A 16575-nucleotide genomic window follows, 5' to 3' on the forward strand; every position below is an offset into this window, starting at 1 on the left:
ATTCTACCGAGTAAAAATGAACATAAAATTAACAATAATTTAACCATGGAAAGCGCGGCACTTCTAGCTTGTATAAAAAACAAGCAACGCTTGTGTGAGGGTAGGCGAAAATAATTATCGTATCGATTATGGGTATATAACGAATAAATTAGTTTTCAGGTAAAAATTTCTATAAAAATTCAGTGAAAGTTATTCTTAACACAAATTTTAGTCGTAAAAAAAGCAAACACTCAGTGTTTGCTTTTCACAAAAATCCTATTTGATCACAACTTAATTAAGCAGCGATTAAATAGGACTCTCGTCCTGCATGTTTTGCCTTACGTTGATATGCACCTTTACCTTTTTTAGGTTTCTCTACTTTTGCGGTGAACAGCTTAGATGTCACCATTGCGGCGTACACATTATCGTTAATTACACCACGACCGGTATCAACTTGGCCTTGTGTACGTTGTTTCTTTTTGCTCATTTTTTGCTCCTATTTAAAGTGTTGCGAGTATATACCTACCTAAGCGCTACGCAAGCGGTTTTTAAGAAAAAAACGATGATTTCCCCACTTATTTTGTCTTAAGCGCTTTTACTAAACACCATGCCTTGTTGTCATTTTTCTGACTAAATTCGTATTTTGATTGCATTCACTACCTAACTGCTGGCAAAACTAGCGAAAACAATCATAGTTAATTAAAAACAAACAGGATTACGATGACTGACTTTCTCCTAATAGCCTATATTTTCCTTATTGCAGGCATTATTGCCGTGCCTATCGCCAGCAAGTTTGGGCTTGGCTCAGTGCTTGGCTACTTACTCGCGGGTATTATTATTGGGCCAACACTGACATTTTTAAATGTTGATGTGATTGCCATCCAGCATTTTGCTGAGTTTGGTGTGGTAATGATGCTGTTTATTGTTGGCTTAGAGCTTGAGCCCAAAGCGCTTTGGTCAATGCGAAAACAGCTTATTGGTCTTGGTGGCGGACAGGTGGTTTTATCAGCCGCAGCCTTTACTGGTATTAGTTTAGCATTTGGTCATGCTTGGCAATCGGCACTCACAATAGGTTTAATTTTATCGCTCTCATCTACCGCAATTGTACTGCAAACGCTTTCAGAGCGCGGGCTATTAAAATCAGATGGTGGCCAAGCCTCATTTAGCGTATTACTCACCCAAGATATAGCTGTTATTCCTATGTTGGCGTTAATTCCATTGCTAGCTTTACCAGAATTAGCACCCGTAATGGCAGATACAGCCTATGCAAGCGAAGACGGTCATGCTGGTTTAAGCTTGGTAGCAGGTCTTGAGAGCTGGCAAGCTGCACTGGTTACTTTAGGTATGATAGCGCTCGTCGTTTTTGGTGGTAACTATTTAACCGCCCCCATTTTTAGATTTGTAGCACAAGCACGGCTTCGTGAACTATTTACCGCAACGGCTTTATTCTTTGTTATTGGTATCGCTTTGATGATGTCATTAGTTGGCTTATCACCTGCGCTTGGTACCTTTTTGGCAGGTGTAGTGCTTGCAAATTCACCTTATAAACATGAGCTCGAAAGTAATATCGATCCCTTCAAAGGGTTACTGCTTGGGCTATTTTTTATCACCGTTGGCGCAAGTATCAACTTTCAATTACTCGCAGATAACCTTACTACCATAATGCTATTAACTGGCGCACTGATTGTAACTAAAACAGTTGTGCTGTTAATTTTAGGCCGTATTTTTGGGCTAAGAGGCGCTGCACTTTGGTTACTAGCACTGGGGCTCGCACAAGCTGGTGAGTTTGGTTTTGTACTACTGGCTTACAGTGTGTCTAATAATGTTTTAGCCACAGCCGTTGCCGACCAACTATTACTGGTTGTTACTTTATCCATGCTGCTTTCGCCGGGCTTATTCATTCTGTATCAACGTGTGATAGCACCGCGCTTTATTTGTGAACAAGCCAAACGAGATGAAGAAGAGTTCCCTGATGATAGCCATGTGATCATTGCAGGCTCAGGCAGAATGGGTGGCCTTGTTGACCGTATTTTACAAGCTGGCGGCTATAAAACCACCGTGATTGATTACAACTACAAACAACTTGAAGCGCTGGAGCGTGTTGGTATTCGCAACTTTTTTGGTGATGCAACTCGACCTGACCTACTCAGTGCTGCAGGTATTGAAGATGCAAAACTGCTGGTTGTTGCGCTTGATGATGCCGAACAAATCACTAAATTAGTCCGCTATGCGATGCAAAATTATCAGCATTTACATGTGGTTGCCCGCGCTGTAGATCGCCATCATGTATACGATTTATGGGCTTACGGCTGTCGCGATATTATCCGCGAAACATATGACAGCACTATGCGCATGGGTCGCTCTTCCTTTGAGGCACTGGGTATTGAGCGAGAAAAAGCCCAAGAAATGATCAATATCTTCAGTGAGTTTGATAAAGAAATGCTACGCGAAGCCGCCGATGCCTACGAAATCGGCGTACCATTCGAAGAAAACCATGCCTATATCGAACGTATCAATAAAATATTCGATGAAAAAGAACCCGAAATAAAACATCAAATGCGCGAGATTTGCGAGCGAGTTACAAGTAACTAGTTTCGAGGTTAGAGGGGCTAGGGACAAGGTACTAGGAGCTAGGTGTGAGGTTCGAGAATAAACGCGATATGAAATCGCTACTACAAATTTGATGTCGTTTGTAGGAATGGCTTCAGCCATGAACTCTCAAACACCACACAAATGTAAAACGATTGGACGTAGGCGTGGAACTTGTTTCGCGCGCCATGCAAGCATAACGCATACGTAGCAGCGGTTTTATTCCGCGACATTGGTGAGGAAGACCTGCTGACTTGAGATATGAGGTGTGAGATGCGAGAGGAAACGCGATATAAAATCGCTACTACAAATTTAATGTCGTTTGTAGGAATGGCTTCAGCCATGAACTCTCAAACACCGCACAAATGTAAAACGATTGGACGTAGCGCCATGCAAGCATAACGCCTACGTAGCAGTAGCTTTATGCCGCGACATTGGTGAGGAAGACCTGCTGACTTGAGATATGAGGTGTGAGATGCGAGAATAAACGCGATATGAAATCGCTACTACAAATTTAATGTCGTTTGTAGGAATGGCTTCAGCCATGAACTCTCAAACACCACACAAATGTAAAACGATTGGACGTAGGCGTGAAACTTGTTTCGCGCGCCATGCAAGCATAACGCCTACGTAGCAGCGGTTTTATTCCGCGACATTGGTGAGGAAGACCTGCTGACTTGAGATATGAGGTGTGAGATGCGAGAGGAAACGCGATATAAAATCGCTGCTACAAACTCGTTTCTCGTAACTTACCGAAATATAAGGTATTAAATAATGTAATAAGGAGTATTACAGTATGGAAACGCTTAATAAAAAGGAAAAGCTGCTATCTATTTTGTTCGGATTGGCAGCAATTATTAATTTAACTGTCGGTGTTAATTCGCTTATATTACAAAGTCTAAACTGGTTCGAATTCATTAGTTGTCTAGCAATTTCACTTATAATTTTAGCGGGTAGCTTAAACCCAAAGCTATTCTTTAAACCGCTAAAAAAATTATTTTCACCACACTTCACTTTAGAGCCAATAATAAACTCGACTGTCTACTACACAATTATAGTTGCAGGTTGGATTTTGTTATTTGGAAGCATTCTACTAGACAGATTTTGGAGTGTTTAAATGCAGGTGGAAACCCAAAAAAGTGCGAGAGAAACGCGATATAAAATCGCTGCTACAGACTCGTACCTCGCATCTCTTGTCTCATGTCTCGTATCGCACCTCGAAACACGCAAACTTTCCTCTCAATAACTATTTCAAAGCTTTACAGCCAATCGATTTGGATAGAAAAATTCTTTACTATCAATGCATTTTATTTTGCTTATGTCTGTGTGCAATGGGTTGATTAAAAAATTGTATTCGTCAGGACATATGCTAGAAGGAACTTGAAGTACGGCTGCATCCATCGATGCTAGCCAATCAGAACCTAACGCTTGCGTCTCTGTAATGTAGGGGTGATCATCCCATGCTTTTGGAAGTTCGCTAGCTACTAGCCTAATAATCTTGAGATCATCAGGGATTTGAATCGTTGTAATACTCAGGTTTGTACTTAAAATATCCGTTGTGTCATTCACTAATCGCTCAAGCATTGCTAAAGAGCGTGAACTTGCCGTATACACAATAGGTTTACCAACAAAATGCCACCGTCCTTGTGCATACAAACCACCCAGCCCAGATAACGCGTTAGCTAGATCATTATGTATTTTGGGTGCTATTCGGTAGCAAATCATTAAGCGGTAAACCCGTACTCAAGCCCTAGTATCACGCGTTTAATAAGCTCACGACCGCGGATTGTATGGATCACCGACTTTGGCTCTTGATTAGCAAATTGAATATTAGGGGTGCTAAGCCATTCGTTCCAGCGTTTAACATCACCAAAATAAGCAATCCCTTGTGACGAAATACGTGCCACTTCTAACGCATTTTCACTCAACTTGGCATTCAACCGCTTTCGGTCTTTACTATATCTTTCGAGTGTACGCATAGTGGTACCGATTGAGGCTGCTAAGCTATTAGCGTCCCAATTTAGCTCTTTAGCGAGTGATTTAATCGCACTGACTGTCACGCCTTGTGTTGCAACACTTATTTCATCAAGAGTATTTGAATTGATAGTCACTCGCCCATCAGTCACCACACCTAAATAATCAATTTCAACAGCATTCATTTTCCACCTCGCCAAAAAGACAACTGTCACTTATTATAGCGACAAATGTCGGATACTACAATTAAGCAAAAAAATAGCGCCTTGAGGCGCTATTTAAGTTTCACTTCAACTTAGGAATTAAAAACTAAAACTCAGTTTTGCGTAGTAAGTCATACCATCAAAACCATAAGGTAATGCACGAACAGGGTATTTGAATGCTTGGTTAGTAATAAAATCAAGAGCTTCGTCTTCGCCAAGTTCGTCTGGAGTTACATCAAAGATATTATCAATACCCGCCGATAGCATCAGTTCGTCAGTTAACTGATAACCAAGGTTAACATCAACTAATACTGCTGACTCAACAGTGCTTGTGTCTTTAAACTCACCTGTAGGTGATAACTCATCAGGCAAACCAATGTGGTCATTACCAAAGTATTTAACGTCTGTTTCACCATAATAATTAAAGCGTAGCATGCTGTTGAAATCGCCGCGATCGTATTCAAATGTTAACGTTGCACGCTCACCTGGTTGACCGTCTGTTAAGAAACTACGTTGTAAATCATCAAGGGCAATTGACTCAGGAATCCCTTCCGGTGCATTCACATCATCAATTTCAGTCTCGTTAATGTTACCTGCAAACGTTGCTGAGAAATTACCATCGTACAAATCAGTGCGATACGAAGCGATGATATCAACACCTTTGGTGGTTGAATCAACCGAGTTTGAGAAATAGTTAGCTTGCTGTGCCCCTGTTGCATTAAGTGCAGCGACAGCTTCGGCACTAAATGCCACATCATCCGCAGACATTAAGCTGCCAAGAGTAATTCTGTCTTTAATTGCAACATGATAAAAATCAACGGTCAGTGATAAATCGCTTGTTACGTTATAAACAAAACCTGCACTTAAGTTTTCTGAGCTTTCAAGACCGAGGTTATCAACACCCAGTGCTGAGGGGAAATCAGAGCCTGCTGTTGCCGTAAATGATTGCAGTAATACGCCACCAGCACCTAAATTTGTGGTGTAAGCTGTATACGCACTTTGTTGTAGAGATGGTGCTCTAAAGCCAGAAGAAATGGCACCACGAACGGCAAAGTCATCGGTAATTTCATAACGGGTTGCGAGCTTACCAATGATGTCATCACCGGCATCAGAGAAATCTTCATAACGAAGCGCTGTGCTTACTTGCCATGCGTCAGTGATCAGCGTTTCGGCATTTACATAAAATGCATAACTGTGGCGGCTCTCTTTGTTTGATGCTTCAGGGCGTAAACCGTTATATGCCTGGAAACCACACTCAGCGAATACGCTACTGTCGTTTACCGCAGGGTATGAAGTATCTGAATTAGCTAAACCACACGCATAAGAGGCTTCTTCGCCCGGCACGATCTCATAGTTTTCTTTACGATATTCAGCCCCCACAGATACATATAAAGGCTCGCTGAGGCCAATATCGACAATACCATTGAGGTCTGCATTTATAGTCGTTTGGTCAAATCTAAAACCCCCTGAGTACCCGCCGTTAGGGCCTGCATTTGCAACAATATCAGCATCGCTTGCATCAGGGTTATTCGCCACATATTCAGCAGCATACGACGCATTTAGCGTGTTTTTAGATGTGAAATCATAGCTATTTTCACCATATACGGCAGATACGTCATAGCTCCAATCTGGAGTTAACTCACCGCGCAGTCCAAGTGAAAACGAAATATCTTCGGCTTCGTTATCTATGCGAGGTAAAAAGCCATCGCCATATACTTGCACAACGTTCTTCGCTGCTTGGTCAAAATTACGGTAAAAACCATTACCTAGCGCAGTACGGTTTGAGTATCCGCCAAATGAGTAAAGTTCGGTCTCACCAAAAGGTAACGCCATATTATAAAACACAGAGGTAAATTCGCTATCAGCATTACCTTGTCCCCAGCGAACATCATCAGATAGCGTCCCAGCGGGCACATCAACTGAGCCACCAATATCACGCTCTGCGCGGTTGGTGCCATCCGCATCACGGTATTCCAAAGAAAAGTTAATGAAACCGCCTTCATCGCCTAAGTCGAAGCCACGGTTTAAACCCATTGAAATAGTGTCACCATCGCCTTCACCAGTGCTACCAGCTTGCACATAGCCCGTTGTAACACCGGTTGAATCGTTTAACGATAAGTTGATAACACCGGCAATCGCATCAGAACCATATTGCGCAGCAGCACCATCACGAAGTACTTCAACGCCTTTTAACGCAGTAAGAGGAATCGCATTCATATCGGTACCCGCAGCACCGGCACCTACAGTACCATTTAAACCAAAAATAGATTGGTTATGACGGCGTTTGCCATTGATAAGCACTAACGTTTGGTCTGGCTGTAAACCACGAAGAGTCGCAGGTCTAAATAAGTCAGAGCCATCTGACACTTGCGTACGAGAAAAGTTAAATGAAGGAGCCGTCGCTTGCAGACTTTGGCCCAGTTCAGTGAAACCACCTTTGTTTAAGTCGTCAGCATCAATCAAATCAACCGGCGATGTTGATTCGGTAGCCGTACGATTGGCAACTCGTGAGCCTAATACTGAGATTTGTTCGATGTTTTTATCTGCTTTAGCAGCAGATGCTTGCTCTGCTGCCTGCACTGAAGTCGCAGAAACAGCCACACTAACCGCAACGGCCAGCATACTTAAAGAATGTGTTGTCATGTGTATCCTGTTGATATTCCGGCTTTCCTTAAAACAAAAAAACGCCCCTTTTGGAGAAATTAAGAAAAGCACTAAGCACGTGTTGTTGATTTTAGAAATCACGATTTTTGAAAGTTAACTCAAGCCTGCGAGTTAACTCTTACAAAACATCCTATCAACAAATACACAAAAGGGAAGAAAAATAAGGTACGACTTAGGTATAAACATTCCCATTTGTAGTATTAATAGGACTTTACAAACAGAAATTATTCGTTTTTCAGTAGAAATAAGCAAAATAATGCAACTATCAGCTTATCTCTACTGAGAAGGGAAATGTTTACTGATCTTGCTCAAGCATCGCCAGTTTTTCATCTTCAAGCATTAACGCCATAGTGGCAATCTCAGATAAGCTCTCGTCTAGCGCATTAAAGAAGGTGACAAACCCTTCGCCTAGTTTTTCTGGTTCAGGGTGATTTGCCAGCGCCTGATCCCACATCGCGAAGGTCGTTAGTAAATCGAGAGTTGCTTCAAAATTATCAATAAACAGCTGACCATCTTCGCTTTCATTATCTTGCTGATCATCAGCTTTAAGTAAAAATTGTAAGTCGCTGTGCCAAATATCTTGGTTCACAATATACGCCGCAATATAGCCGCTACAAAAGTCCTGCAATGCTTGGCTTGGCTCATTGCTGTTTACTTCATTTGGGTATAATTCGGCTAAGATTTTCTTTTGTTCAACTTGTGCTTCGGTGATGTTATCAAGCAATTCAATCATCGCATCGCGAGGCTCTGAATCTGTCATTAAGGTGTTGAATACCGCTTCATCATTGTCAGCAATATAATTTGCTAATTCTGATTCCCCAAAAAACTCTGAGCAGGCCAGTAGACCAGACATATAACCAAGCACTTGGTCCAAACTAACTTGATTAGTCTCGCTTTGACTCGCGAGGTAGTTTTTAAACACATCCGAACTTTGTTGATTTAGCATATTGAGCCTTTGCATGTTGGTTTGCTATGGGTGTATTCCTACCCTAGCGAATTCACAAATTTTTGCAACAACTGAAATACTGTCAGCTAGTTACAGTTTTCCTGACCTGACTTTGCACAGGAAACACGCAGCTAATTCGTGTGCCCATTCCTTCTGTACTTTGAATATCAATACAGCCTTGATGTTCATGCACTATGGCATACACCATGGTCATCCCCATGCCGGTGCCTTCTCCAACAGGTTTTGTGGTGTAAAAGGGATCGTATATTTTCGCAATGGTTTCTTCTGACATGCCGGCGCCATTGTCTTCAATATCTATATAAATATGCTGTTCGAGCTCATATACTGCAACAGATATTTCAGCATTTGATTTTTGATTATCACAGGCTTGTTTTGCATTAATTAGGATATTGACTATCACTTGGCTTATTGCAGGTAAGTTACACCAACTTTGTGATATAGGGCTGTACTGGGTATGTAAATTACAATCACGCAGTTGGTTTGCTAATAGTTTTACGGCACTTTTTACTGCATCTGTCATATCAGCAAATTGCTTGTCGTGACCTTTGGGCCGCGAAAAATCTAATAAATTAGCAACAATTTTACTGATCCTTTGCAATCCTTGTGAGGTATCGCTAATTAAGTCAGGTAGCTCTTCGGCTACAAAGCGAAATGAATGCAATTTATTTAGCTCAGTTAATTGCTTACAGAATGTTACTTTATCGGTTTCACTACAAGCAAACTCATCGCACACAGCGAGCAAATCACTAAAGTAATCGCAATAGTTTTTTAAACAATCAACATTACTGATGCTATAGGCAAGCGGGTTATTTATTTCGTGCGCAACCCCTGCGCAGAGTGTTCCTAAAGTAGCCATTTTTTCAGCTTGAATAAACATGGCTTGATGGTGTTTCAAATCAGCAATTTTTTGCTCAAGCTCACTGTTTAATGCCACTAAAATCCTGCTTTTATCTGCAAGCAATTGCTCAGCTTCTTCTCTGGCCGCTTTTTCTAATAAGTAGGCTTGCTTAAAGTCATCCATTTTCATCTCAAACTTTATTTGTCTCTTTTAAAACCTAGCACAAGGCTGGATTTAAGGCTATGTTATTGATTAACGATGATTCACAGTAAAGCGCTATGGCTGAAAAAGTTAGCAAACAACATATTCAGGTTTTATGCATCGATGATGACGAAATCGTCTTGCGGACTCTTTTGCGATTGTTATCAGCGAATAACATCACTGCAAAAGCCTGTGCAGATCCACTTGAGGGACTAAAAATTTTAGCTACCTATAGTTTTGATGTGATTATCTGCGACATGCGAATGCCAAACATAGATGGCGCTGACTTCTTTGCGCAAGCACTCAATATAGACCCTGAGCCTCAACGGATTTTGTTAACTGGTTACTCAGATATCGACAACACCATTGCCGCTGTTAATAAAGGTAGGATCCATGCTTACATTCAAAAACCTTGGCAAAATGAGTTACTGCTGCGCAACATCAGTGATGGCATAGAAAAAACCTCATTAAAGCGCCAAAACAAGCAGTTAGAGCAAAAAATAAAAGCGCAAAATAGCCAGTTAAAAGAGCTAAACAACAACCTTGAGCAAATGGTCGAAAAGCGCACTCTACAAATTCGAAAAGTGCTCAAACAACTAGAAGAAGTAAACGAACGTGAAAAACACGAGCATCGCAGTACCTTTGAGATTTTATATAACTTTATTAATGCCAACCCATACCTTGATGGTATGCAAGCACAAAACATTGCCACTACCAGCAAACAAATTGCTGAACATCTTGGTTTAGATAAAAAACATATTGAAATGGCAGAAATGGCAGGCTACCTAGCACAAATTGGCTTGCTCGCCATGGAGCCTGAGCTTTATAAAAAGCCAACCAGAGAGCTTACAGAGAACCAAAAAAAGTTATTTTACACACACCCTAGTACCGCTCAGCTAATGCTAATGCCCGCTCCCCATTTACATGATGTATCTGAAGCAATTTATTACCAATTTGAACACTACAATGGCTCCGGCACACCTAAGGGCTTAAAAGGTAAAGAAATTCCAATTACGGCAATGATATTAGCTGTAGCGCGTGATTTTTGGCAAGCAATTGCTCATATCACAGTAAATGACAACAGCCGTTATGAAAGCGCACTCGATCAGCTACAATTATATAGCGGTACTCACTACCACCCAAAGATTTTAGAAGTGTTAGGGAGCCTTAAAATCAGCTGTGCTAGTGATCAAAAAGTGGGCACTATGAAGATTCTCACGGCACAGGATCTTAAAAACGGCATGGTACTCGGCCATGCACTTAGAAGCTATGATGGTATCTTGCTTTTACCAAAAGGGCATGTGTTCGGTGCCAAATCAATTGCTAAGCTACAACAACTTGAAACGAAAAAACCAAATCCTTTCAGAATCATGATCAAAAATTAGCGAATAAAGTGATCACATATTCAGCTTACTTCGTTACAATGTGATTTATATTACGATTACTTCTAAAGGAGCACTCAGTGTCGCGATTTTCCGCCATAACCGATAAGCCACATGATGGCCGATTCAACAAAAAAACGGGCATTTTATTGACCAACTTAGGTAGCCCAGATGCACCTACTACCGCGGCACTTAGAACTTACTTGCGCGAATTCTTATCAGATCCTCGCATCGTTGAGATCCCACGTTTTATTTGGATGATCATCCTTTATTGCTTTGTACTTACTTTACGCCCAAAACGCTCAGCGGCACTTTATAAAAGTATCTGGACTGAAAACGGCTCACCATTGACTCACATTACCCGAGAGCAAAGCAAAAAGCTGGCAGCCCTTTTAAAGGAAAAAGGACACCAAGACACCGATGTAGTTATGGCGATGCGCTACGGTAACCCATCAATTGAAGCTGGCCTTGAAGAGCTTCGCGAAAAAGGCATCACACGCGTTATTGTGCTGCCAATGTACCCGCAATATTCAAGCACTACCATTGGTTCAACGTTTGATGCGGTATCAGATGTACTGCGTAAGTGGCGCTGGGTGCCAGAGCTTCACTTTATTAATGGTTATCACGATAACCCTATATACATTGATGCTTTAGCTGCTAGCATTAGCGAAGATTTAAATGCCCACGGCACACCACAAAAGCTAGTGTTTTCGTACCACGGTACACCTAAACAGTTTTTAGAAAATGGCGACCCATACTATTGCTTTTGTATGCAAACTACTCGTTTAGTTGCCGAAAAACTTGGGTTTGAGAAAGACTTTGCTGTAACTACATTCCAAAGCCGTTTTGGTAAAGCAGAATGGTTAAAGCCTTACACTGACGCAACACTTGAAAGCTACCCTGCTGAAGGCATTAAAGATATTGCAATCATCAGCCCTGCATTTAGTGCCGATTGTCTAGAGACATTAGAAGAAATAGAAGGTGAAAATCGCGAAATTTTTGAACATGCAGGCGGTGATAAATACCGTTATATACCTGCATTGAATACCCGTGATGACCATATCAATGCCATGTTTGAAGTGATAAAACCATTACTTAAATAACGAAAGGCCCTAGCTATTATATACAGTAACTAGGGCCTTTTTAATATAGAAACCTGACATCAATCTTTACGTGTCATAACTAAGGTCACCGTACCTGCAACAATTCCCCAAAATGCAGAACCGACCGAGAATAAGGTTAGGTTTGAAGCTGTGACTAAAAAGGTCACGATAGCGGCTTCGGTATAATACGCCTCAGTTAATGCTTGCTGTAAGCTACTGGCAATGGTTGCAAATAGGGCAATGCCTGCCAACGCCAAAATCAATGCCTGTGGCAAGCTTGCTACCAAACCAACTAGCGTAGCTGCAAGGAGCGCCATAATAATGTAAAACACACCACCAGCAATGCTTGCCCAATAACGTTTGCTTGGGTCTTTATCAGCCTCAGGGCTCATACAAATGGCAGCGGTGATGGCCGCAAGGTTAATGGCATAGCCACCAAATGGCGCAATAATCACATTTAATAGCCCGGTAACATTTAAAGCGGCCGACACGGGTGCTTTATAATGGTGTGCTTTTAACACGGCAATACCTGGTAAGTTTTGCGATGTCATGGTCACAATGAATAGCGGCAAACCAACGCTTATCATAGCGTTAAGATCAAACTCAGGAGCAATATAAGCAAACTCACTCATTCTCCATTGCCAACTAGTTGTATCGATTTGCCCCGTTAGACCTGCCATTAAAAAGCCAGCCACAACCACGGCAAGCATAGCAAAACGCGGGAAATAGCGTTTCCCGCACAAATATACGGCCACCATTAAACCAATCACTAAAGGTAGCTCGTTCATAAAATTAAATACATCAATACCAAAATTCACCAGTACGCCAGCAAGCATGGCACAAGCTAGTTGGCTTGGTATCTTGTTCATCATTTTTTCGAATATGCCAGTAATGCCAGACAAAAACACCAGCGCCGCAGAGAACATAAACGCGCCAACAGCTTGATTTAAGCTATACCCTTGGGCACTTGAAATAAGTAGTGCCGCACCAGTTGTTGACCAAGCGATAAGAATGGGCACTTTATAATAATAAGACAAAGCAATTGAGCTCAATCCCATAGCAAGACCGAGCATTAGCACCCAACTAGCAACTAAATCAGGCGTGCCACCTAAAACCATAACAACCTGATAAATAAGCGCTATTGAGCTGGTAAAGCCAATAATAACGGCCACTAACCCCGCAGTTGCTCGGCTGATGAGCTGACTCATGTACACATACTCCATGGCAATTAAAAATCTACCATATCCTATGATTTGCTAAATGGCACTGTACACTTTTGTAGTATTTTAAGATTTGATTACTATACAGATGAGACAAAAAAGGCGTGTTAGTAACACGCCTTCTACAAAATTAAACCACCTCTAAACAAGGCTCTTTGACCACGGTAGGCTTATCGAAAATACCTAAGCGAATGCGAATAAAGTGCAAAATTTCTTTGGCTACATCAATACCCAGTGCACCTTCTAAGCCTTCAAAACCTGGGCTTGAGTTTGCCTCACAAATTTTGAAGTGTTGCTCATCAAACAATAAATCAATGCCCGCTACATCAAGATTAAGTACGTTGGCAGTTTGTGTTGCAAGCCATTCAATTTCTGGTGTAATAGGGAATGACTTACCTGTACCACCGGCACTCACATTGGCTTTAAAGTTTTTACCTTGTGAGTTACGCTCCATACAAGCTACCGCTCTACCACCGATAGTAAGTACTCGCAAATCACGGCCATGGCTGGACTTAACAAACTGCTGTAGAATAATGTTTGCTTGTGGATTTGCAGCCTCAATAAGCTGCATTAAGTCATCAAACTCTTCTTTTGATTTTGATAAAAATACGCCACTGCCCTGCGAGCCTGATAAGGTTTTAATAACCACAGGAAAGCCAATTTGCTTTTCAACTAAATCAATATTCACTGGAAACTTAACCAGCATAGTATTTGGTGTTGGTAAATTACACTCAGCTAGAATTTGCTGCGCGAACAGTTTGTCTTTAACTGTTTCAATTGATTGCGAGCTATTTACACAGTAAACACCCAAGCGCTCAAGGTGGCGAATAATCGCCAGCGCAAAATACGTTGTACTTGCACCCATGCGAGGAATAACAAAATCTGGTAGTTGTACTGACTGGCCATCAATTAAAATACTTTTACCATCTTCACGAGTGATAGTGAGATCAAATTGATCAGGCGAATAAACCTGTAACTCTATACCCTCTTCTTTTGCTGCCGCAAGTAAACGTTCTACTTCATAGGTTTCTTGCTTTAACAAACCTTGGCTATCTTTATAAATGATCCAGCCGCGCATGGTCGGTACCTCTAATCTTGGAGTTTCAGTGACAAAAAAACGCGGATTATGCTCAGCATTAGCAATCGAGTAAAACAAATTAATTTTATCGACACGATAATAAAAGCAACTACTTACTGATTATCTATTGACCAACTTGTTAACTTAAGGTAAAAACTAACAGTAAGTTAACATAAAAACCCGTAAGAGAAACATGTGAACAGGACGCTTGCATTAATCTTTATTTTGCCGCTTACAGCCTTTGCACTGAATGAATGGCATATTCAAAGTGATGGTTTTAAAACAAAACCCAGCACTCAGCAGTTTATTGCCTCTTACAAAGCTGAAGCAGATCAAATAGCCCCGCAGCCAATTGTGAACTTAACTGCGCCCCTTAACCAGTTATCTGACCGCGCACACGATTACCTATATAAACAAGGCCGTTTACCCGAACAGTTAGCAAACACCGCATTCAGCGAGTTTGATTTAGATACCCTTAAAACCTTACAACCCGGCGATAACTTTATTTTAGTAATAGACGAATATCTTAGTTACACCGTAGAGATCAGTAACATTATAGAAGCCAGTAATGGCGATAGAAGTGTGTTTGGGAAGGTCAATGCTCATGCTAAAGCTGACTATCAAGCGGTGATGACCCTCACAGAAAATACCCTACAAGGCCAATTTGATGCCAATAACCAAAGTTATAAATTTCAAAGCCATGGTGAATATGGCTGGGTGACAAAGTTATAGGTTACGAGTTTCGAGATGCGAGATATGAGATATTAGTCTGTAGTAGCGATTTTATATCGCGTCAAAGAGCCTAAATCCTAGCGCCCAGCGCCAAACGTTTTCACTCGTAGGCGTGAAACTTGTTTCGCGCGAAATAAATTTCACGCCTACGATATCGTATTTAACCTTGGCAAGGTCAGCCACAAACTAAATTAAAACTTATGACTTAAAGCTTACAGCTTCCTTTCCCCTCACAGCTTTTCAACTACCACTGGGAATAAACTTGCGCCGTCACTATCGATTGGGCTTAAAATCTCAAGACCAAGGATTTTGGCGATAAGCGGATATACATCTAAATTACTTACTTCATCTACACGTAGGCCTTGTTTAAAGGCAGGTCCGTTGGCAATAAAAGTTGCAGCCATATCTTCGCTATAGGCATAGCCATGAGTGCCCAAATAGCCTGCCATTTTACTATCAGTGAACACACGAGGTGCATCGGTTTGCAAAATAATATCGCCAACTCGCGGGCCTTTATTATAGTGATAACCACGCTTTTGCTGTTCAGTTAGCACGATGTAACGACCCTCAGCCGCTTTTGCGAGCTTTTTACTAAACCCACTGATGTCGGCTTTACTATCTGGTTTTGCATAATATAAAACACGTGGACCGGTGTTTTGCACTATAAAGTTTTCGTCTTGAGGTAGGCTATCAATTTTAATACTAAGGTTTGGATCAACAGACGCCATACCATGATCAGACACAATCACTAGATTAATGTTTTCATCAAGCGCTTTTAAGCGGCTAGATAAATCCGCCATTAAACTATCTAACTTTTGCACCGCATCATAGGTTTCTTTAGCATCAGGACCAAACTCGTGTCCCATGCTATCTACCAGCGAAAAATAACTGATCACCAAACGTGGGCGCTGTGCTTTTGGCAAGCTTAACCACTGAATAATTTGATCAACACGCTTTTGGTAATCACTGTGTTTAGAATAATGATAAAAGTAATCAGGCAGCATGCCGTTAAAGCGCGCATCTGACTCAGGCCAAAAGTAGGTTGCTGCTTTTAAGCCTTGCATTTGTGCGAGGTTCCAAAGCGGAATGCCACTAAACCATGTACTATCGTCTTTCCCTTTACCCATTTTGTAGCAATCGTTGCGCTCAGTATCACAAAAGCGGTTTTCAACAATGCCATGATTAACAGGTAATAAACCGGTGATAATCGACAAATGATTAGGGAAAGTTTTGGTCGGATAAACAGGGCGCATTTTAGTTGCTCTAACACCCTGCTCACTGATTGCTTTTAAATGTTTTGCATGGTGTTTTTCAATGTAATCCCAACGAAACCCATCTATCGAAATAAGTACGACCGATTGTTCTTGCTCCGCTTTTACTATCGAGCTGAACGCTAATAAACTTGCTAAAACTAATTGCCAAATACGCATGCGAAACCCTTTTTAATTCAATTTGTTGATTTGCTCAGTGACTTTATCAAACTGTTTTGAAAATTTTGTGATCATGCTTTCTAGCTTTTTCACACTACGTTTTAAACGTGAACCATTTACTTTAAATCTGTCACTTCCGACATCATTTTTATACAGCCAAAAGGCTTTCCTTTCTAATTAAAGATAATAAAGAAGTGCGTAGAACTGAATAATAT

Annotated in this window: 14 protein-coding genes; 5 read left to right on the forward strand and 9 right to left on the reverse strand. The window is 41.3% G+C overall.

The window, feature by feature from the left end; translation table 11 throughout:
* Nucleotides 1–274 precede the first annotated feature (274 nt).
* On the reverse strand, nt 275–466 hold the full coding sequence (arfA, locus tag L1D46_RS15845) for an alternative ribosome rescue factor ArfA (RefSeq protein WP_054563243.1): 192 nt from the start codon (nt 464–466) through the stop codon (nt 275–277).
* Between the two features lie 233 nt (nt 467–699).
* On the opposite strand from arfA, the gene L1D46_RS15850 reads away from it, so the two are divergent.
* Nucleotides 700–2571 carry a monovalent cation:proton antiporter-2 (CPA2) family protein gene (locus L1D46_RS15850; RefSeq protein ID WP_239977854.1) on the forward strand — a complete coding sequence of 624 codons (1872 nt, stop codon included), beginning with the start codon at nt 700–702 and terminating at the stop codon, nt 2569–2571.
* A 793-nt stretch (nt 2572–3364) separates the two neighbouring features.
* Complete coding sequence (locus tag L1D46_RS15855) at nt 3365–3685, forward strand: hypothetical protein (RefSeq protein WP_130052938.1); 321 nt, start codon at nt 3365–3367, stop codon at nt 3683–3685.
* A 134-nt stretch (nt 3686–3819) separates the two neighbouring features.
* Here L1D46_RS15855 and L1D46_RS15860 read toward each other — a convergent pair whose 3' ends face one another.
* The 5 genes from L1D46_RS15860 to L1D46_RS15880 form a co-directional block, all read right to left on the reverse strand.
* Nucleotides 3820–4293 (reverse strand): RES family NAD+ phosphorylase, encoded by a 474-nt coding sequence (locus L1D46_RS15860; protein ID WP_130052939.1) that lies wholly within the window; start codon nt 4291–4293, stop codon nt 3820–3822.
* Complete coding sequence (locus L1D46_RS15865; protein ID WP_130052940.1) at nt 4293–4727, reverse strand: antitoxin Xre/MbcA/ParS toxin-binding domain-containing protein; 435 nt, start codon at nt 4725–4727, stop codon at nt 4293–4295. The genes L1D46_RS15860 and L1D46_RS15865 overlap by 1 nt, the downstream gene beginning before the upstream one ends.
* A gap of 117 nt (nt 4728–4844) precedes the next feature.
* Nucleotides 4845–7388 (reverse strand): TonB-dependent receptor, encoded by a 2544-nt coding sequence (locus L1D46_RS15870; RefSeq protein ID WP_130052941.1) that lies wholly within the window; start codon nt 7386–7388, stop codon nt 4845–4847.
* A 316-nt stretch (nt 7389–7704) separates the two neighbouring features.
* A complete protein-coding gene (locus L1D46_RS15875; protein WP_168990047.1) occupies nt 7705–8355 on the reverse strand; it encodes a UPF0149 family protein in 651 nt (216 codons plus the stop codon).
* Nucleotides 8356–8437: 82 nt separating this feature from the next.
* Complete coding sequence (locus L1D46_RS15880) at nt 8438–9397, reverse strand: ATP-binding protein (RefSeq protein WP_167657361.1); 960 nt, start codon at nt 9395–9397, stop codon at nt 8438–8440.
* Between the two features lie 95 nt (nt 9398–9492).
* Here L1D46_RS15880 and L1D46_RS15885 point away from each other — a divergent pair, with 95 nt between their 5' ends.
* Together L1D46_RS15885 and hemH are read left to right on the forward strand one after the other, a co-directional pair.
* On the forward strand, nt 9493–10800 hold the full coding sequence (locus L1D46_RS15885) for an HD domain-containing phosphohydrolase (RefSeq protein ID WP_130052944.1): 1308 nt from the start codon (nt 9493–9495) through the stop codon (nt 10798–10800).
* Between the two features lie 77 nt (nt 10801–10877).
* On the forward strand, nt 10878–11900 hold the full coding sequence (gene hemH, locus L1D46_RS15890) for a ferrochelatase (RefSeq protein WP_130052945.1): 1023 nt from the start codon (nt 10878–10880) through the stop codon (nt 11898–11900).
* A gap of 59 nt (nt 11901–11959) precedes the next feature.
* Here hemH and L1D46_RS15895 read toward each other — a convergent pair whose 3' ends face one another.
* Together L1D46_RS15895 and L1D46_RS15900 are read right to left on the reverse strand one after the other, a co-directional pair.
* Nucleotides 11960–13108, reverse strand: coding sequence for a benzoate/H(+) symporter BenE family transporter (locus L1D46_RS15895; protein WP_130052946.1), 1149 nt, complete (start codon nt 13106–13108; stop codon nt 11960–11962).
* Nucleotides 13109–13250: 142 nt separating this feature from the next.
* Nucleotides 13251–14198, reverse strand: a complete 948-nt coding sequence (locus tag L1D46_RS15900; RefSeq protein ID WP_130052947.1) for a RimK family alpha-L-glutamate ligase — start codon at nt 14196–14198, stop codon at nt 13251–13253.
* Nucleotides 14199–14393: 195 nt separating this feature from the next.
* Here L1D46_RS15900 and L1D46_RS15905 point away from each other — a divergent pair, with 195 nt between their 5' ends.
* Nucleotides 14394–14930 carry a hypothetical protein gene (locus L1D46_RS15905; protein ID WP_130052948.1) on the forward strand — a complete coding sequence of 179 codons (537 nt, stop codon included), beginning with the start codon at nt 14394–14396 and terminating at the stop codon, nt 14928–14930.
* Nucleotides 14931–15160: 230 nt separating this feature from the next.
* Here the strand turns inward: L1D46_RS15905 and L1D46_RS15910 are convergent, their stop codons facing one another.
* Entirely contained in the window at nt 15161–16360 is a 1200-nt protein-coding gene (locus L1D46_RS15910) for an ectonucleotide pyrophosphatase/phosphodiesterase (RefSeq protein ID WP_130052949.1), read from the reverse strand.
* Between the last annotated feature and the right edge of the window lie 215 nt (nt 16361–16575).

Source organism: Pseudoalteromonas sp. Isolate3, assembly GCF_022398505.1.
In the GTDB taxonomy this organism is placed as follows: domain Bacteria; phylum Pseudomonadota; class Gammaproteobacteria; order Enterobacterales; family Alteromonadaceae; genus Pseudoalteromonas; species Pseudoalteromonas apostichopi.